The following is an 18,153-nucleotide window of genomic DNA, read 5'->3' as shown; positions in this document are numbered from 1 at the left end:
AGCCGGATAGCACTATATTGCGCCTAGTCGAAGAACAGCTTGCGGTAGACGAGGCTCTCGCCGCCGCTGCGGAATTCCCCCGGGGTAAGCCCGGTTAGGCTGCGGAAGGCTTTGATGAAATAGCTTCCGCTGGAGTAGCCGACCGCTCCGGCAATCGCTTCGATGCTGAGCGGGGTTCCGCGCAGCAGCTCCATGGCTTTCTCTGTCCGGACGCGGGTCAGGTAAGCAACAGGAGTCAGGCCTGTGCTTGCCGAGAAGCGGCGGATCAGATGATATTTGGAGAGCGAGACATGCTCGGAGAGCTGGTCGATACTGATCATTTGGGAGTAATGGAGCTCAATATATTCTGCTGCCCGTCTTATATTATCGGCCCAGTTCGCCCTGTCCCGCAGCGAAGTAACCTGCAGCCGGGCCAGCTCGGTCACGAACTGGTAGATACAGGACGAGGCAATCAGCGGATCAGAGATTCTGCCCGCTCCTGCATCAGCCACAATCATTTGCGCCAGCCGGACAGGGGGACTGTCGGCAGGCAGATAGGGAGCTTCGCCGGCTTCGTGAAGGAATTTGCGCCAATGCGGCAGAATCAGAGCCGGGCGGAACAGCAGGAACATGAATTCCCAGGGCTCTGTAGCGTCCGGATGGTAGTAATAACGGTGAGGCCCGGGAATCTCGGCGAGGAAGGCCTGGCCGGCGGCTATACGGTGCGTTCGCTGTCCCGACTCAAATATGCCTTCGCCGGAGAAGGTGTACTGAAACAGCAGAAGAGGCCCGTCAGTCCGCTCCAGACCATCCCAGCTGTATGCCGGGCCGGTAATTGAATCACAGCCGGCAGCGAACAATATACACAGCTGAAGCCCGGTATCTTCGGCGAACCGGAAGCCGTAAGTGCCTCTCTGAATATCCATGTTATCCTCCTGGTGACGATTTAGAATGTCTTTGATTCTCCGGTTTAATTATATGGGATAGCACAACATTGCTCAATGAGCTTGCCGGATAGAAGTTTATTGAAATCAGCTGGGAGCTTTGTTAAAGTCAACATAGCAAGTACTATTTTACTGTATCCATAGAGTTACACAGAAAGCAGGAAGATCATACTATGACTAATTTATCGCAGGTGTTCCAGGCAACAGAAGAGTATGTAAAAGTTATCGGCCGGACGCATTTCTATAACGGTGTACGGTGGCTGGCATTGTCCGGCGGAGGTGTGGAGTTTTCGTTCTACGGAACGAAGGCGGAGATTACACTGGCAGGAGATTCTATCGCTTTAAGCGGGAATAATCAGGCCCGTGTCGGTATTTTTGTTAACGGTGAACGGGTAATCGATCAGCAGGTGAAGCAGCAGCTGACAACCTATACCGTATTTGCCAGTGATACCGAGCAGCAGGTTACGGTAAAGGTCATCAAGCTGTCCGAAGCGGCTATGTCGACGCTGGGGATTCAAGAAATTGCGGTTCAGGCTGCGGATGGAATTAAGCCCGCCCCGTCCTTGGCGCATGCCATTGAATTTATCGGGGATTCGATTACCTGCGGCTACGGGGTAGACGATGAATACGAGCTGCATTCCTTCTCAACGGCTACAGAAGATGTGACCAAGGCGTATGCGTATCTGGCAGCAGAGCAGCTGCAGGCAGATTACAGCATGGTTTCGTACAGTGGTTATGGCATCATTACGGGCTATACGGAGAATGATCAGAAGCTGCTGACACATCTGCTTCCTGAATACTATGAGAAGGCCGGCAAGTCCGAGGGCAGATTCGCGGACACCCTGCTCCCTCAGGAGATAAGCTGGGATTTCAGCAAATTTATGCCGGAGCTGATTGTCATTAATCTGGGGACGAATGATGATTCCTACACGAAGGAAGACCCCGCAAGGCAGCAGGAATATGCTGAAGCCTATGCTGTATTTCTTGGAACGGTAAGACGGCATAATCCGCAAGCCCAGATCCTTTGCACACTGGGCATTATGGGCGGCAGACTGTACCCGTATGTAGAGCAGGCGGTCAGCAGGCACATACAGGAAACGGGCGACAGCAAGGTTACTTCCATGAGGTTTGATGAGCAGCTGGCTGCTGACGGATACGCAGCGGATTTTCACCCGTCACAGGCGACTCATCGTAAGGCTGCCGGCAAGCTGGCGGCGCATATACAGGAGTTAATAAGTAAATAAACTCCATTATCTGGATGTAAGGGGTTGCAAAACTGCAAAAACCTATGATATATTTTTAACTAGGAATAATTTAAACGTTTAACATAATGAGGAATGAATTGCAGCCTGGAACAGGAGAATGTGTGATGAGAAAAACCAGCATTAAGGACATCGCCGCCAAGGCCAATGTTTCGATTGCTACAGTCTCCTATGTGCTTAATGGTACCCGTAATGTGCGGCTGGAAACCCGGGAGCGGATCGTTGCAGCGATAGAAGAGCTGAAGTACAAGCCCAATGCGATTGCCCAGAGCCTGAAGCTTAACCGCACGAATACGATCGGGGTTATTGCGGAGGATGTGACGGTATTTAATACACCTGAAATCATCGATGGGATCAATGACTTCGGTGACAAGCATGACCTGCATATTCTGCTGGTCAACCTCCGCCTGCATAAACGGATCGGCCGCAATTTCTCGAACATGGAGGATTACCGGAAGTATGTCGACGCAGCTGTAGCTGATCTGTTAAGTAATCAGGTGGATGGAATTATATATATCGGTGTCCACCCCCGTGACTTAACCGGGCTGATTGATACTGAGGATAAACCGATTGTCTATACATATTCGTACGCCCAGGATGAGATTTCCATTCAGTATAATGATGAGCAGGCCTCTTATCTGGCGATGACCCATCTGATCCGTCAAGGCCACCGCCGGATTGCCATAATCAGCGGTCTGATGGATTCCATTCCGTCCAGGCTGCGGCTTAACGGTTACTATAGGGCCATTACGGAATTCCAGCTGCCGTTTGACCCGCTGCTGATCAAGATGGGGGATTGGGAACGGGAGTCCGGATACCGGCTTACCTCTGAGCTGCTGGCATTGCCGGAGCCTCCTACTGCGATTCTATCCATGAATGATGTAATGGCGGTCGGGGTCCTGGAAGCGGCAGAGGAGAGGGGAGTACAGGTTCCGCAGAAGCTCTCGGTCATTGGCTTTGATAACCGTGAATTCAGTGATTACCTGCGTCCGCGCATCACCTCCATGGGACTGCCGCTGCATGAGATGGGCTATCAGGCGCTTGAGGTGCTGCACAGCTTAATTAACGGCAATAAGCCGGAAGCCCCGTCCATGCCGGAATGCCGGCTGGTTGAACGCGACTCCGTATCCGGAATCAGCACGCTGTGAAGCTCAAGGATCGTTTGCAGCTTATTTTACTTACATAATCTAAACGTTTAGGCATAGGCTTGCTGTCTGTAGCGGCAGGGATCGGTGGAGGTATGCTGTGAATCTGTCAATGATTGTTCCATAGCGGATATGCCTGCAGCAGCGACGGGAAGCTGGCATTGTACAAGGATATAATAGAACAAAACAGCAATCCACTGATTACTGGAGGATTGCTGTTTGTGTTTGCCCGTTTACGGCTTGCCTGTTTTGCGGAAGGTCACCACTAGCGGGAGCATACAGATGAGCAGCACAGCCACGAGCATGAACACCTGCTGCACCCCGTAGACTACGGCTTCCGGGCTGTTCACTGCGGCTATACCGCCCTCCGCTGCGGCCGCCGTTCTCCAGGTATAAAAAGCGGTGAAGATCGCAATGGACAGGGAGCCCATACATTGGCGCACCCAGCTGGTCATTGAGGTAGCAGAGCCGATCTGGCTATCAGCCAGGGTAGACAATCCGGCATTCATGAGCGGCATAGACGAAAAGGCAATGCCGATATTGCGGGTCACTGTCCACAGGATCACTTCGGCATTAGCGGTTTCTGCAGTCATGCGTGACAGCATCCAGGTGCCCAGCACCATCAGGCTGATTCCGGCGGCCGCGAGCTTCATCGGCCCGAGCCGTGAATACAGCTTGCCCACAACAGGAAGCAGGAGCACCATCACTACAGAGGACGGAAGCATCACCAGACCGGTGCTGGCGGCCGGGACTCCTTTGGCCGTCTGGAGGAAATAGGGCACGAAGTAAACTGCTGCGAACAAGGCGGCGTTGATCAGGCCGAGCAGCAGTACGCTAATGCCATAAGCACGGCTGCGGAACACGCGGAATTCCAGCAGCGGCTTGTCCGATCCCAGCTGCCGCCGTACGAACAGGACCAGCAAGAGGATTCCGGCGGCAAGCAGCAGCAGTGTCCGGTAGCTGAACAGCCCCCAAGCGGAAGCCCTGCTGAAGGCGAACAGCACGGTGAAGCTGCCGGTGCTGGACAGCACAGCGCTCAGCTTGTCCAGCCGCAGCCCAGGATCCCCGGTGCTGGCCGGCACATAGCGGAGAACCAGCAGAATGGACAGCAGCAGGAGCGGCAGATTCAGCAGGAACAGCCAGCGCCAGCTCAGGAACTGCAGGCAGATCCCTGAGACAGCCGGACCGAGTGCCGGACCCAGCCATCCGGCGGCTTCCCACAGGCTGACAGCCATCGGCTGATGCCTGCGGGGGGCTGTCCGGTAGAGCAGCGTAAGGGTAACCGGAAGCATCAGGCCGGCGCAGCCTCCCTGGATTACCCGTGCGGAAATCAAGGTGAGCGGCGACCAGGCGAGAGAACAGAGCAATGAGGCCAGGGAGAAGCCGGTCAGGGTAAGGGCATATACTTTTTTAGTGCCATATCTTGAAATAAGAAAGCCGGCAAGCGGTGACCCGATGCCGATCGCCATCATGTAACCGGTAAGCGCCCACTGCATAACAGACATCTCTGTATGAAAAGCTCCCATTAATGTAGGAATGGCCAGATTGACGGTGCTCGTATTCAGATTCGAGACAAAGACGCTGCAGAAGACGGCAATCATGATAGGCGCCATAGGAACTGCGGCTGCCTGCGTGCGGTTAGATTTCAAAGGATTACATCTCCTAGTTGCGGTTATGAAGCTTAATCATAATAGAGCGGAGCCAGCCTGGCGGTCTGAATAAAAGCAGGATCATGCAGCGGGAACAGCATATGGCCCGGCTCATTGGCAAGCCGCTTCAGGCGCAGCAGGGATTCCATTGCCTGCCTGTCATTGCTGGCGGAGCCGGGGAGCAGCTCCTGGTCGAAATTCTGCAGGAAATCGCCCGCATCGAAAGTAAGTACAAGCTGCTTGCCGCTGGGCAGGGAGATCAGTGCCGATTGATGCCCCGGTGTATGGCCGGGGGTAGACAAAAGCTGAATCCCCGGCTGCAATTCATGATCGCCTTCAATCAGCTGCCAGTTCAGATCCGGCAGGTTATAGTCCTCTATAATATTTCCCAGCTCAGGAGGGTTGTACAGGGCATAGTGGTACTCCGCGCGCTGGGCGGTAATGGTCGCGTGGCGGAACAGCTTGAGGTAACCGGTATGATCGGTATGCATATGCGACATTACGACCTGATGGATATCCTCCGGCCGGATTCCGATTTCCTGAAGCTGCCCTGTAAGAGAATGGGCCGGGTGCACGACAGGCAAAGTAGTCCAGCCCCTGTCGGTATAGTAAGCTTTGGCTAAGTCCGGATCATGTATCCGCTCTGCATCGATGCCAGTATCGAACAAGACCCAGCCGGTCTCCGTTTCGGCAAGGTAAGCACAAATCGGCTCTGCGACTATAATGCGGTTATCACCGCCGCGGACGGAAATGCCCAGCGGGAGAATCTCGAAGCCGCAGAGCAGGACGTATAATTTGTGAACAGAAGTGTAAGCCGCCATAGATTCTCCAATCCGCACAAGGTTCAGATCTGAACCTCCGCGTGTATTTATTCTTTGGAATGCAGCAGATCGACAATCTCTTTCTTGAGGGCGATGAACGGCTCTGAATCCTTAAGGTCCTGATTCTGGCGCATTTCGGCCGGAATCTCGATCTCGCGGACGATGCGGCCTGGACGGCTCTTCATGACATACAATCTTTCCGAGAGGAAGATGGCTTCTTCAATGTCATGGGTAATGAACAGAATAGTGGCCTTCTCATGCTTCTGGATGTTCAGCAGCAGCTCCTGCATATCCCCGCGGGTCTGCGCGTCAAGGGCCGCAAAGGGCTCGTCCATCAGCAGCATTTCCGGGGAATTGGCTAACGCTCTGGCAATTGCCACCCGCTGCTTCATGCCGCCGGACAGCTGCTTGGGATAGGTGTCGCCAAAGTTCACCAGGTTGACCAGCTCCAGATATTTATCGGAGACCTCTCTGCGCTGCTTACGCGGAATGTTCTTCAGGGACAGGCCGAATTCGATATTGTCGCGGACAGAGAGCCAGGGGAAGAGGGTATAGGATTGAAACACAACCCCGCGGTCCGCTCCCGGACCCTCAATCGTCCGGCCGGAGATGGATGCGGTACCTGAAGAGGCATCTTCAAGACCGGCCAGAATGCGCAGCATAGTGGATTTCCCGCAGCCGGAAGGCCCGACAAGGGTGACGAACTCATTTTCGTAAATATGGGCATCCACATGGTCCAAGGCCAGGAACGTGTCTTTTTTCGTTTCATAGCTTTTGGATAAAGCATTGACGACAATCTTGCGTTGTCTGGTTTCTCCGGCCGCGGCGGATGGAGCCGGTCCGGCAGCACTATAGATAGAATTCATGTTATCGTCCTCCTTCAGCCCATGGGAACAGTTTCTTGTTCAGCAATGCGAACAGCCGGTCAATAATCAGACCCAGCAGACCGATAATCAGAATTCCCAGGAAAATGGTTTCGGTCTGCATATACCGCTGCGCCCGCATAATCATGAATCCGAGACCGGAGCTTGCGGCGAACAGCTCTGCAGCTACCAGATAAGACCAGGCCCAGCCCATGATCAGGCGCAGCGAGTTCATCAGATCCGGCAGCAGGGCCGGGAGCAGAACCTTGCGGAGCACCTGGAGTTTACTGGCCCCAAGCGTATAAGAGGCCTGCAGCAGCTCGCCGGATACGGACTTGGCATTATCGGCAACCATGAGCACCATCTGGAAGAAGCAGCCTACAAAGATCACAGCGATTTTGGCAGATTCACCAAGCCCGATCCAGACGATGATGAGCGGGATGAAGGCAGTGGCAGGCATGTAGCGGATAAATTCAGTTACAGGCACTATAATGGCTTCGAAAATTTTGAATGTCCCGGCAAGAATTCCCAGCGGAATTGCCAGCAGACAGGTGAGCAGATAGCCCATCAATACGCGGTAGGCACTGATGCCTACATAACCCCAGAAATCTCCGTCCTGGATGTTTGTAATGAAGGATTGCCCTACTTTTCCCGGTGACGGCAAAAAGGTAGGACTAACCAGATTACCGTAGCTGAGCAGGCTCCAGACCGCAAGGATCCCGGCAAAAGTGGCAACTACAGTAATCATGTATACTTTGCGGCTGATTTCACCGCGGATCTTAAACAGCTGGGTTTTCTTTTTCTTCATCTGATTGCTCTCCCCTCCATTGAACGGCCCCTCCTGATAAATCTTCTGTGCGGATGAAGCATCCGTATTATACGGATGCTCTGCGGGCCTTACCCCAAGCTTCTATTAATGGAACCATTTCAGCGGAATCTGTCTTGGACGCGTGCTGCAGATACGTCATGGCATTCAGGGAAGCCTGATGCGCGGCCTGGCTGGAGCCCAGACAGCCGTCATGCAGGACGCGGATGTAATAATCGTTCTGATGCGCATCTACGGCGGTATAGTGCACGCAGACATCAGTATAGTATCCGCCCATAATCAGCGTCTGTACGTTCAGCCCGCGCAGCAGGATGTCCAGATCGGTTCCGAAGAAGCAGCTGTAGCGGCGTTTCATATTCGTGAACTCTCCGTCAATCGGCTGCAGGCTTTCGAGAATATCAATGTACTCCGAGCCTTCCAGGCAGTGGATATTCTCGGTTCCGTCCAGCTCCCTTCCGTAATCGACCATCTCCTTGCGGTGGATCTCCTGAAAGAAGATCACCGGCATCCCGGCTTCCCGGGCAGCTGTAAGCACAAGCTTCAGTGCATGGATAGAGGCATCTACTTCACCTTCGGCATAACCTCCGGGTGCTTTGTGTATTCCCTTTTGCGGATCAACCAGCAGCAGGGCGGGATTGCCGACAATTTTACGTGATTCTTTTTCCATGATAAGTTCCTCCTTGATAATGATTTGGCAGGTTATGCGTTATTCGTACAGGAAACCATTAATAATGCCGGCGGTGTCAACCGGAGCGGTAATGATTTTCTGGTCTATAAAGAATGCGGAGAAGCCGCCCATCGTACTTTCCCACTCAGCTTTGTTATCAACGAGCATTGTTTTGGAGGCCTCTGAGGTCGTCAGATCCAGTGTGGCAATGGTGCTGTTCACTGCGGCCAGATCCATATCCAGTGCATCTGCTACAAGCTGCTTGCCTTCATCTGTTGTGTTGAACAGTTCAAGTCCTTCGTCAAAAGCAGCGACCATTGCCTTGAGCGCTTCCGGATGCTCATCGATCATACTCTTCCTGACGACCAGCGCATCGACGATCAGATTTGGCGCATCCGCCGTGGAGTAGAGCAGATGACCGTCTTTCGCAGCCGCTTCGGACAGATACGGTTCCCAGGTCACAGCGGCATCTACCTGACCGGCCATGAAGGTGGAACCCGCCAGGTTATTGTTCATATTCACAATGTTCATATCGGATTCCCGCAGATCCACCGTCTGCAGGGCGTGCAGCAGCAGGAAGTGGGCTACAGAGCCGATGGATACGGCAATGTCTTTGCCTTTCAGGTCCTGCAGTGCGGCAATATCTTTCCTGGCGATGATTCCGTCCGCTCCTTTGGATCTGTCAATGACGGCAATGACCTGAACCGGGTCTTTAGCATCTTCATTAGCTTTCATCTGAACGACTGCGTCCAGAGACTGGACCACAGCATCAAGCTTGCCTGACATGAAGGCATCCCTCGTATTGCCTTCCATTTGCACAAATTCTACATTCGCACCTTTAGCGGCGAAAATATTTTTCTCGTTGGCTACAATTGCACCGGCAGATCCAAGCCAAGGGCTGTAGCCAAAGCGGATATTGACATCATCTGCGGCAGGAGCAGCCTGGCTTGCAGCTTCAGCAGTCGGCGCTGCTGTTGCGGCGGCGGCATCAGTATTGGATGTATTAGTATTGCCGGCTCCACAGCCGGCGATGAACAGCAGAGTGGACATAGCGAGTGTTAGAAATCCCTTTTGGTTGTTTTTCATTTGGTAACCCTCCGTTTAATGTATTATTTACTGTCCTATCCGTTAAATTCCAATCGGGGCGCCTCCTTGTAGTATTGTTTTCTGCCTGATGGGTAAAAAGAAAAACCCGGAAGATTATTTGGTAATAATCTCCCGGGTTTTTATCCCTCCGTGTCACGTGATGCATAAATATGCACCGCATGGTTTACTCTCGGACCTGGCCTTCACAGAAGCGGAACCCTAGTAAACTGTTTTGTATTTAATTATGTTACGTATACTAACATACATTTTTTTATTCTGACAAGTAATTCTTTGAAAAAAGTGAAAAAAAGCAGTGTAATGTGATGAAAAATGTTGAAAAATGTCATAATGGATTATTTGTTTGACATATCAAAGAAACTGATGTTATATTAACTGACGTAATAGATAGCGTAATCCTAATTGAATATTTATAGTTTACTAGGGTTCCGCCGGCAGCACTTGCCGGGACTGGTCCGAGAGTAGACAGCTTGCCGCAGCGGCAGGCGGACACGGAAGGATAAAAACCTGGGAGATATCATCAAGACGCGAAGTCTTGTGATGTCTCCCTTTTATTTTTCCCAAAAAAACAGACATAGAGGAGATGAGCGGGATGAGTTCACAGCAATACTGGAGTGAAACGATGACTCCGGGAGGCAAATGGTCAGGCCGGATCGGAAGGGGCAGGCTGATCCGCTTTACGGCCCTGGAGAAGGGGGCGGGTGTTTCGCTGCTTCTATATAACGTGCAGGATTTGACGGAGCGTTACAACATGCCGGACACCTTGAAGGCGCAGCACACGGCGCATTTGACCCGGGGGCATATCCTGATGAGCGACAACGGCCGCGCCATGGTGAGCATTGTCCGGGACAGTCTGGGCTGGCATGATCCGATCGGCGGCTACAGTCTGCGTTCCGGCACAGAAGAGAAGTATGGCCTCAGCCGTTATCAGGAGGTGCGGAATAACCGGTACCGTAATGCCCAGGACAATTTCTCTATTGAGCTGGTCCGCAGCGGACTGGCAGCCAGAGATCTGTCCCCTTCGCTGAACCTGTTCTCCAAAATCCGCTGTGATGAAGAGGGCGGGATGCATTTTGCCGAAGGGCATTGCCCGGCTAATGCCAGCATTACGCTGCGTACAGAAATGGACATCCTGCTTCTGGCATCCAACACGCCGAGTCCGCTGGACCCGAGCCTTCCTTATCCTGCGGTTCCGGTCCAAATCGAAATTCTAAACGCTGAACCGCTGGAAGCAGATGATGAATGTGTAAACAGCCATCCGGAGAATCTCCGTGCTTTTGAAAATACATGGAAATATTATGCGCTTCAGAACTGAGCCTGGAAATAGAAAAACAGGGAGGATACAAACATGAGTTCATTTCGCCGGGTGGAGAGCCGCCGGAAGGCAGATGAGGCGATCTACGACAACATCATACCAGCAGGTGAAGGCTGGATGCAGGAGCTGCTTCCGGGCCAGGTGCTGCGGATTGTAGATTTGGATGGAAACCAGGCAGCGGATACTCTGCTGTATGACGCAGAGCACCCTGAGGATCATTACAGCGCAGTGCAGTCCATTACTGCCCAGAAGAACATTTATCTGACCACAGGTTCAGTGCTGAGGACTGAATCCGGCCAGCCGCTCGCGGTAATTGTTGCCGATACCTGCGGCCGCCATGACACGCTCGGCGGAGCCTGCTCGTCACAGAGCAATACCGTGCGGTATGCCCATGAAAAGGGACATATGCATAATTGCCGCGACACCTTCATGCTGGAGCTGTCACGGCATCCGGAAGGGAGCAAGTACGGAAAACGCGATTTGGCGCCCAATATCAATTTCTTCATGAATGTGCCTGTCACTCCGTCGGGGGGGCTGACCTTTGAAGAAGGCGTATCCTCGCCCGGGGCCTATGTGGAACTGCAGGCGGAGCGCCGGACCATGGTGCTGATCAGCAACTGCCCGCAGCTGAACAATCCTTGTAATGCCTATAATCCGACACCGGTGCAAGTGCTGATCTGGGATAAATGAGAATGTGACATCAGGGGAGGAGGACAGCTATGTTTACTAAAGTTCTAATAGCCAACAGAGGGGCAATTGCCGTCCGGATTGAACGTACACTGCGGGCAATGGGGGTGGCGTCTGTGGCTGTCTATACCAAGGCGGATCAGGCCAGCCTTCATGTCGGCGGCGCAGACGAAGCCGTGCTTATCGGAGAGGGAGCCCCGCAGTCCAGTTATCTCCATGCAGAACGGATACTTCAGGTTGCCAGGGAGGCAGGGGCCCAGGCGATTCATCCCGGCTACGGATTCTTAAGCGAGAATGCCGGATTCGCCCGGGCGTGCAGGGAGCAGGGAATTGTCTTCATCGGTCCTTCGCCGGAGCAGATGGAAATGTTCGGGCTGAAGCACTCTGCCCGGGAGCTCGCAGAAGCGGCAGGGGTTCCGCTGCTTCCAGGAACCCCTCTGGTAAGCTCGCTTGCAGATGCACTGGGGGCGGCAGGGGAAATCGGATATCCCGTAATGCTTAAAAGCACAGCCGGCGGCGGCGGGATCGGGATGCGGATCTGCTATGAAGCTTCCGAGCTTCAGGAGGCTTACGCTTCGGTTACCCATCTGGCAGCGTCCAACTTCAATAACGGCGGTGTCTTTGTGGAGAAGTACATCGCCAAAGCCCGCCATATCGAGGTGCAGATCTTCGGGAACCGCTTCGGGGAGGTTGCCGTGCTTGGTGAACGGGATTGCTCTATCCAGCGGCGCAACCAGAAGGTGGTTGAAGAGACACCTGCTCCGCTCCTGCCGCCGCAGGTGCGGGCCGAGCTGCTGGATGCCGCCCGTAAGCTGGCGGAAGCTGCTGGCTACCGCAGTGCCGGAACCGTTGAATTCCTGTATGATCCTGCAGCGGAAGCTTTCTATTTCCTTGAAGTGAACACGCGGCTGCAGGTGGAGCATGGTGTCACTGAGGAAGTGCTGGGTATTGATCTTGTGGAATGGATGGTCCGGGAAGCGGCGGATGAGCTTCACGGGCTGCAGGCGCTTGTGCCGGAAGCGCAAGGGCACAGTATCCAGGCCCGTATCTATGCAGAGGATTGCCTGCGTGATTTCCGTCCCAGTGCCGGAAGGCTGGATCAGGTCGTCTTCTCACCGGATTCCCGCAACGAGACCTGGGTCACGGACGGGGTGGAGGTTACCACACTCTATGATCCGATGCTGGCCAAAATCATCGTACACGGCCGGAACCGGGAAGAGGCCGTTCAGCGGCTGGCGCAGGCGCTGAATGCAAGCCGTTTCTACGGGGTAACAACGAATCTGGCTTATATCAGCGGACTGCTTCGGGAGCAGGAATTCCTTGCGGGCCGGGTGTACACCCGGCTGCTGGACGGCTTTGCACCTGCTGAGCATGCGCTGGAGGTGCTGGACGGCGGTGTGCAGTCCACAGTCCAGGATTATCCCGGCCGGACAGGCTACTGGGATGTTGGGGTTCCTCCCTGCGGCCCGATGGACCCGTTCTCCTTCCGCATCGGCAACAAGCTGCTGGGCAATCGGGAGGACGCCCCGGGGCTTGAGCTGACGCTGCGCGGCGGCAGCTACCGCTTCCGGGGGGAGATGTGGTTCTGCCTTACCGGAGCGGATATGAAGCCTGTGCTGGACGGCGCTCCGGTGCCGATGTTCCGGCCCGTCCTGGCCCGGCAGGGACAGACGCTGACCTTCGGTGAAGCGGACGGGGGCATCCGTTCTTACCTGCTGCTGGGCGGCGGTCTGGATATGCCCCGTGTACTGGACAGTGCGGCTACATTTACACTGGGCGGCTTCGGCGGGCATGGCGGGAGGGCGCTGCGGACAGGCGATGTGCTTGGGGTCTGTCCTGCAGCGGCGCCGCCCGCTGAGGCGGAGCTGCAGCCGCAGAACCGTCCGGTGCTTACCCGGCACTGGACCATAGGTGCCGTACCCGGCCCCCTCAGTACCGAAGAATTCCTGAAGCCCGCATATATGGAGCAGCTGACAGGCACGGAATGGGAAGTGCATTTCAACAGCTCCCGTACCGGAGTACGCCTGATTGGCCCGGCACCGCTGTGGGCCCGCGAGGATGGCGGAGATGCCGGCCTGCATCCCTCGAATGTCCACGATAATGCCTATGCGGTGGGCGCGCTTGATCTTACGGGGGATATGCCCATTCTGCTTGGCCCGGACGGGCCTTCGCTGGGCGGATTCGTATGCCCGGTAACGACGGCTTCAGCGGAATTCTGGAAGCTCGGGCAGCTGCGGCCGGGTGACAAGGTCACGTTCCGGCTGCTTACGCTGGAAGAAGCGGAAGCGTTAAGGGAAGAGCAGGAGCGGTTCCTGCAAGGGCTCGGCGGACAGCAGGAAGAGCTGTTGTTACCGGAGATGCCGCTTCATGTCACAGCTGTCGGACAAAATTATCCGGTTTTGCACCATGCAGAGGAGAACCGCCAGTTTGCAGTCACAATCCGTGCCAGCGGGGATTCCAACCTGCTGGTGGAATACGGGGAGATGGAGCTTGATCTGGCCCTCCGCTTCCAGGTGCATGCGCTGATGCAGGCCATTCAGGAGCATGGCGGAGTTCCGTTTATGGATCTGACTCCGGGAATCCGATCCCTGCAGGTTCACCTGGATGCCTCGCGCATGACAGTCAGAGAAGCGGCAGGCATCATAGCGGAAATTGACCGTACCCTGCCGCCGCTGGAATCGATCCGGGTCCCGTCCCGGATTGTACATTTGCCGCTGTCCTGGGATGATCCGGCTACCCGCATAGCCATTGACCGGTATCAGAAGACCGTGCGGCCGGATGCCCCCTGGTGTCCCAGTAATATTGATTTTATCCGCCGGATCAACGGCCTGGACAGTATCGAAGAGGTCAAAAGAATTATTTTCGAAGCCAATTATCTGGTACTGGGATTAGGTGACGTCTATCTCGGTGCCCCCGTAGCCACACCTACCGACCCGCGCCACCGTCTGGTTACGACCAAATACAACCCTGCCCGCACCTGGACCCCGGAGAATGCAGTCGGCATTGGCGGAGCCTATATGTGTGTGTACGGCATGGAGGGACCGGGCGGCTATCAGTTTGTCGGCCGTACCGTGCAAATGTGGAACCGGCTGCGCTCTACGAAGAGTTTCCGGCCCGGCAAGCCCTGGCTCCTGCGCTTCTTCGACCAGATCCGCTTCTACCCGGTCAGCGCAGAGGAGCTGTTAACGCTCCGTGAGGATTTTCTCCTGGGACGTTTCGAAGCCAGGATTGAGGATACAACCTTTGATCTGGGCGAATATCTGGAATTCTTAGACTCGATTGAAGAAAGCGCGGCTGAATTCCGCACCAGGCAGCAGAATGCTTTCAGGGAGGAACGTGAGAACTGGAAGAGGCTTGGACTGGCGGAATATATGTCGGAGCAGGAGCATGCGTTGCCGGAAGCTGAACAGGAGATTCCTCCGGGCTCTGTGGCTGTAAGAAGCGACATGCCGGGCAGTGTATGGAAAATCATGGTGCATCCCGGCCAGCGGATTGAAGAAGGGGATACTCTGGTCATTCAGGAGAGTATGAAGATGGAATTCAATCAGAAGGCGACCGCCACAGGTACGGTTGCCTCCGTATATGTGCAGCAGGGAGAAACGGTACAGGCAGGACAGCTGCTGGTAAGTATCGTCATTTAAGAGAGGAGAGGTTCAAGCTATGGCTAAGCATGAAATACCGTATCAATTAACGGTAGCCGGATTACGGACGGAGTACTTAAGCGGAGAGACCACACCGCATGAAATTATCCGGGAGATTATCATCCGCGCGGACAGGGACAAGGAGATGAACATCTGGATTACAGCCCCGGACCTGGAGTTTATTCAGCCATATCTTGACCGCCTGGCTGCGCTTAATCCGCTGGATTATCCGCTGTGGGGCATCCCGTTTGCTATTAAGGATAACATTGATCTGGCAGGGATTCCGACTACAGCCGGCTGTGCTGAGTATGCCTATACACCAGCGGAGCATGCGGGGGTAGTCGAACGGCTGGTCGCAGCGGGAGCGGTCCCGGTCGGCAAAAGTAATCTGGACCAGTTCGCCACAGGGCTGGTGGGCACCCGCAGCCCTTACGGCGAAGCGCATAATGCGCTTCGTCCCGGCCTGATCAGCGGCGGGTCCAGCTCAGGCTCCTCGGTGGCGGTTGCCCGGGGGCAGGCGGCCTTCGCGCTTGGCACCGACACTGCCGGTTCAGGCCGTATCCCGGCGGCGCTGCACGGACTGGTCGGCTGGAAGCCGAGTCTGGGCTCATGGCCAACCCTCGGTGTTGTGCCGGCCTGCGCCAGTCTCGACTGCGTGACCGTGATGGCTCATACACTTGAGGATGTCCTTCAGGTCGACAAGCAGGCTGCAGGCTATCACAGCGGGGATCCCTGGTCGCGCCGCTTGCCGCTGCCGGAAGAGAAACAGCCGCAGTATATAGCTGTTCCTGCGGAGGCTCCGGTCTTCTACGGCCCGTTCGCGGACAGCTATAGAGCGGCCTGGGCATCCTCATTAGAGGCTCTTGCCGGAATGGGGATTCCTCTGGTGCCGGTGGATACACAGCTATTCTCGGAAGCTGCTGCAATTCTCTACGGCGGGCCTTGGGTAGCCGAGCGCTGGGCAGACCTCGGGAGCTTCATTGAAGAACATCCGGGAATAGCCTTCCCGGTGACAGAGACGGTCCTTCGCTCCGGTGCGGCGGCGGAGTATGATGCTGCCTCTGTATTCCAGGCGATGCACAAGCTGCAGCGGTTTAAGCTTGAAGCCCGGAAGCTGCTGAAGGACGCCGTGCTTGTGCTGCCGACAGCGGGCGGAACCTGGACCCGGGATCAGGTCAGGGAAGATCCGGTAGCGACGAACAGCCAGATGGGGCTGTACACGAATCACTGCAATCTGCTGGACCTGTGCGCCGTGGCGCTCCCTGCGGGTGAAGCCGCAGAACTGCTGCCATTCGGCATCAGTGTGTTCACACCGGCGGAGAAAGAAGGACAGCTGCGGGCGTTTGCCAAGCTGTATTCGGGAAATGAAGGAGGAAGAGGCTGATGGAGCAGCAGCAGAAAACAATAACAGTTGCCGTCTGCGGACTTCATATGCGGGGGCTGCCGCTGGAGCAGCAGATGAACGACTGCGGCGCCCGCTTTATCCGGGAAGCGGAATCTGCAGCCAAATATAAGCTCTATAAGCTTCCTGCAGTTCCGGCTAAACCGGGCATGATCAGGCAATCCGAGGGCGGTGCCGCTATCAGGCTGGAGCTGTGGGAGATGCCGGAGGCTTCGTTTGGCGGGTTTACCGCCTTGATTCCGGCACCGCTCGGGATCGGCAAGGTGGAGCTTTCGGGCGGCGAGGAGGTCAGCGGCTTTATCTGCGAAGGATATGCCGCCGGCGGTGCCGAAGATATTACAGCCTATGGAGGCTGGCGCAGCTTCCTGGCCAGATAAAGATTATAGATATACAGGGAAGCTGCTTCCATATGTATAGAAGGAATTCTGAGAGTAAGCCCTTAGCTGATCACATGATCGCGCTAGGGGCTTTTTGAAATTTGAAATACTGCACAGAAGGGTATTGTGAGCGCTATTAGCGGGAGAAGCTCTGACTTATTCTGTATTTTTACACCGATTTAACATGCCTGATATGTTTATATGATATAACTGAAACAATCGGTTACAAGAGGAGAAGAATAGATGAAGCTGAGCAAAGAAGAGAGATCATGGATTTTGTATGACTGCGGCAATTCAGCCTATTCAATGGCAGTAACCACGGCATTGCTGCCCATTGTGTTCGGCATGTTCACGAATGTGGACAACAGTATGGATTTGGGATACTTCAATTCAATTGCCAGCATTCTGGTTGCCGTCCTGAGTCCGATCCTGGGGACCATTGCGGATTATAAGGACCGGAAGAAACGCTTTTTTATTTTTTTCGCGGCGGTCGGCGTGCTGGCTACACTGTCTCTGGCCTTTGTTTCACCGGACAGCGGGCAATGGCAGCTGCTGATAGCCTTTTATATTTTATCCGCGATCGGCTTTGCCGGGTCCAACATCTTCTATGATTCCTTCCTGGTGGATATAACGGATGATGACCGGATGGACAAAGTGTCCACCAGAGGTTTTGCGTTCGGCTATATCTTCAGCGTCATTCCGTTCGGAATCAGCCTGCTGCTCATTTTCGTTATGGGAATGGATAAGGCTATCGGCTATCAGATCGGGTTCATCATCACGGCCCTGTGGTGGGGACTGCTGACCGTACCGATGATCAAGGATGTGAAGCAGAGATTCTATATTGAGCCAGAACCGAGACCCATCGCAAACAGCTTCAAACGGCTTGCCGTTACCTTCTCTAATATCCGCCAGCACAAGGTGGTGTTCCTGTTCCTGCTTGCCTACTTCTTCTATATTGACGGAGTAGATACGATTATCAAGATGGTCGTGCCTTACGCTACAGCAGTGCTGGGAGCAGACTCACTCGATACCTTTACACTGCTGGGGATTCTGCTCATTATCCAGATCATTGCTTTCCCATGCGCAATCCTCTACGGTAATCTGGCCAAGACCTACTCCGCCCGGACAATGATTATTACCGGAATCTTCACCTATATCATCTCTTGTATTGCCGCTTACTTTATTACCTCTGTGTGGCATATATTTATACTGGGAGCGCTGATCGGTTCGGCCCAAGGCGGTATCCAGGCACTTAGCCGGTCGTATTTCGCCAAAATCATTCCGAAGGAGAATTCGAATGAATTCTTCGGATTCTATAATATTTTCGGTAAATTTGCGGCGATTCTCGGTCCTGCATTAATGTCGCTGACCACGACAATGACCGGCAATGCCAGCTATAGTATCCTGGCGATCATCCCGCTGTTTCTGATTGGCTTCTTCGTCTTCATCACTCTGCCTAAGGGGAACTGAT

Annotated in this window: 15 protein-coding genes and 2 riboswitches; of the genes, 8 read left to right on the top strand and 7 right to left on the bottom strand. The window is 54.5% G+C overall.

All coding sequences use genetic code 11. From position 1 onward, the window contains the following. Window positions 1-23 precede the first annotated feature (23 nt). Window positions 24-905 carry an AraC family transcriptional regulator gene (locus LOS79_RS12345; RefSeq protein ID WP_315419987.1) on the bottom strand — a complete coding sequence of 294 codons (882 nt, stop codon included), beginning with the start codon at window positions 903-905 and terminating at the stop codon, window positions 24-26. Window positions 906-1,096: 191 nt separating this feature from the next. Here LOS79_RS12345 and LOS79_RS12340 point away from each other — a divergent pair, with 191 nt between their 5' ends. Beyond that, on the top strand, window positions 1,097-2,167 hold the full coding sequence (locus LOS79_RS12340; RefSeq protein ID WP_315419985.1) for an SGNH/GDSL hydrolase family protein: 1,071 nt from the start codon (window positions 1,097-1,099) through the stop codon (window positions 2,165-2,167). Window positions 2,168-2,292: 125 nt separating this feature from the next. Next, window positions 2,293-3,333, top strand: a complete 1,041-nt coding sequence (locus LOS79_RS12335) for a LacI family DNA-binding transcriptional regulator (protein WP_315419983.1) — start codon at window positions 2,293-2,295, stop codon at window positions 3,331-3,333. 230 nt (window positions 3,334-3,563) lie between these two features. Here the strand turns inward: LOS79_RS12335 and LOS79_RS12330 are convergent, their stop codons facing one another. The 6 genes from LOS79_RS12330 to LOS79_RS12305 all read right to left on the bottom strand — a co-directional run bounded on the left by LOS79_RS12330 (window position 3,564) and on the right by LOS79_RS12305 (window position 9,242). Then, on the bottom strand, window positions 3,564-4,979 hold the full coding sequence (locus LOS79_RS12330; RefSeq protein WP_315419980.1) for a DHA2 family efflux MFS transporter permease subunit: 1,416 nt from the start codon (window positions 4,977-4,979) through the stop codon (window positions 3,564-3,566). 32 nt (window positions 4,980-5,011) lie between these two features. Further along, entirely contained in the window at window positions 5,012-5,800 is a 789-nt protein-coding gene (locus tag LOS79_RS12325; protein WP_315419978.1) for an N-acyl homoserine lactonase family protein, read from the bottom strand. A 47-nt stretch (window positions 5,801-5,847) separates the two neighbouring features. Beyond that, window positions 5,848-6,666: an ABC transporter ATP-binding protein gene (locus LOS79_RS12320; protein WP_315419974.1), complete on the bottom strand. Its 819-nt coding sequence runs from the start codon at window positions 6,664-6,666 to the stop codon at window positions 5,848-5,850. A 1-nt stretch (window position 6,667) separates the two neighbouring features. Further along, a complete protein-coding gene (locus tag LOS79_RS12315) occupies window positions 6,668-7,471 on the bottom strand; it encodes an ABC transporter permease (protein ID WP_315419971.1) in 804 nt (267 codons plus the stop codon). Between the two features lie 67 nt (window positions 7,472-7,538). Next, a complete protein-coding gene (locus tag LOS79_RS12310) occupies window positions 7,539-8,156 on the bottom strand; it encodes a cysteine hydrolase family protein (protein ID WP_315419969.1) in 618 nt (205 codons plus the stop codon). Window positions 8,157-8,195: 39 nt separating this feature from the next. Next, a complete protein-coding gene (locus LOS79_RS12305) occupies window positions 8,196-9,242 on the bottom strand; it encodes an ABC transporter substrate-binding protein (protein WP_315419966.1) in 1,047 nt (348 codons plus the stop codon). 127 nt (window positions 9,243-9,369) lie between these two features. After that, a riboswitch (guanidine-I (ykkC/yxkD leader) is annotated at window positions 9,370-9,476 on the bottom strand. Window positions 9,477-9,669: 193 nt separating this feature from the next. Then, a riboswitch (guanidine-I (ykkC/yxkD leader) is annotated at window positions 9,670-9,776 on the top strand. A gap of 76 nt (window positions 9,777-9,852) precedes the next feature. Between LOS79_RS12305 and LOS79_RS12300 the strand changes: the two genes are divergently transcribed. The 6 genes from LOS79_RS12300 to LOS79_RS12275 all read left to right on the top strand — a co-directional run bounded on the left by LOS79_RS12300 (window position 9,853) and on the right by LOS79_RS12275 (window position 18,152). After that, complete coding sequence (locus tag LOS79_RS12300; RefSeq protein WP_397386754.1) at window positions 9,853-10,575, top strand: urea amidolyase associated protein UAAP1; 723 nt, start codon at window positions 9,853-9,855, stop codon at window positions 10,573-10,575. Window positions 10,576-10,608: 33 nt separating this feature from the next. Beyond that, window positions 10,609-11,265: an urea amidolyase associated protein UAAP2 gene (locus LOS79_RS12295; protein WP_315419961.1), complete on the top strand. Its 657-nt coding sequence runs from the start codon at window positions 10,609-10,611 to the stop codon at window positions 11,263-11,265. Window positions 11,266-11,294: 29 nt separating this feature from the next. Then, a complete protein-coding gene (uca, locus tag LOS79_RS12290) occupies window positions 11,295-14,903 on the top strand; it encodes an urea carboxylase (RefSeq protein WP_315419959.1) in 3,609 nt (1,202 codons plus the stop codon). Window positions 14,904-14,922: 19 nt separating this feature from the next. Next, window positions 14,923-16,287, top strand: a complete 1,365-nt coding sequence (locus LOS79_RS12285) for an allophanate hydrolase (RefSeq protein ID WP_315419957.1) — start codon at window positions 14,923-14,925, stop codon at window positions 16,285-16,287. Beyond that, on the top strand, window positions 16,287-16,682 hold the full coding sequence (locus tag LOS79_RS12280; protein ID WP_315419955.1) for an allophanate hydrolase-related protein: 396 nt from the start codon (window positions 16,287-16,289) through the stop codon (window positions 16,680-16,682). Before LOS79_RS12285 ends, LOS79_RS12280 begins: the two co-directional genes overlap by 1 nt. Before the next feature lie 243 nt (window positions 16,683-16,925). Further along, window positions 16,926-18,152, top strand: coding sequence for an MFS transporter (locus tag LOS79_RS12275; RefSeq protein WP_315419952.1), 1,227 nt, complete (start codon window positions 16,926-16,928; stop codon window positions 18,150-18,152). Window position 18,153: the final 1 nt, after the last annotated feature.

Source organism: Paenibacillus sp. MMS20-IR301, assembly GCF_032302195.1.
GTDB lineage: Bacteria > Bacillota > Bacilli > Paenibacillales > Paenibacillaceae > Paenibacillus_AQ.
This window is presented reverse-complemented; position numbering and strand designations above follow the sequence as displayed.

What these genes read in the sequence shown, in the direction of transcription:
- LOS79_RS12345 (WP_315419987.1), bottom strand. Translation starts at nt 905, where the DNA reads ATGGATATTCAGAGAGGCACTTACGGCTTCCGGTTCGCCGAAGATACC.
- LOS79_RS12340 (WP_315419985.1), top strand. Translation starts at nt 1,097, where the DNA reads ATGACTAATTTATCGCAGGTGTTCCAGGCAACAGAAGAGTATGTAAAA.
- LOS79_RS12335 (WP_315419983.1), top strand. Translation starts at nt 2,293, where the DNA reads ATGAGAAAAACCAGCATTAAGGACATCGCCGCCAAGGCCAATGTTTCG.
- LOS79_RS12325 (WP_315419978.1), bottom strand. Translation starts at nt 5,800, where the DNA reads ATGGCGGCTTACACTTCTGTTCACAAATTATACGTCCTGCTCTGCGGC.
- LOS79_RS12320 (WP_315419974.1), bottom strand. Translation starts at nt 6,666, where the DNA reads ATGAATTCTATCTATAGTGCTGCCGGACCGGCTCCATCCGCCGCGGCC.
- LOS79_RS12315 (WP_315419971.1), bottom strand. Translation starts at nt 7,471, where the DNA reads ATGAAGAAAAAGAAAACCCAGCTGTTTAAGATCCGCGGTGAAATCAGC.
- LOS79_RS12310 (WP_315419969.1), bottom strand. Translation starts at nt 8,156, where the DNA reads ATGGAAAAAGAATCACGTAAAATTGTCGGCAATCCCGCCCTGCTGCTG.
- LOS79_RS12305 (WP_315419966.1), bottom strand. Translation starts at nt 9,242, where the DNA reads ATGAAAAACAACCAAAAGGGATTTCTAACACTCGCTATGTCCACTCTG.
- LOS79_RS12300 (WP_397386754.1), top strand. Translation starts at nt 9,853, where the DNA reads ATGAGTTCACAGCAATACTGGAGTGAAACGATGACTCCGGGAGGCAAA.
- LOS79_RS12295 (WP_315419961.1), top strand. Translation starts at nt 10,609, where the DNA reads ATGAGTTCATTTCGCCGGGTGGAGAGCCGCCGGAAGGCAGATGAGGCG.
- uca (WP_315419959.1), top strand. Translation starts at nt 11,295, where the DNA reads ATGTTTACTAAAGTTCTAATAGCCAACAGAGGGGCAATTGCCGTCCGG.
- LOS79_RS12285 (WP_315419957.1), top strand. Translation starts at nt 14,923, where the DNA reads ATGGCTAAGCATGAAATACCGTATCAATTAACGGTAGCCGGATTACGG.
- LOS79_RS12280 (WP_315419955.1), top strand. Translation starts at nt 16,287, where the DNA reads ATGGAGCAGCAGCAGAAAACAATAACAGTTGCCGTCTGCGGACTTCAT.
- LOS79_RS12275 (WP_315419952.1), top strand. Translation starts at nt 16,926, where the DNA reads ATGAAGCTGAGCAAAGAAGAGAGATCATGGATTTTGTATGACTGCGGC.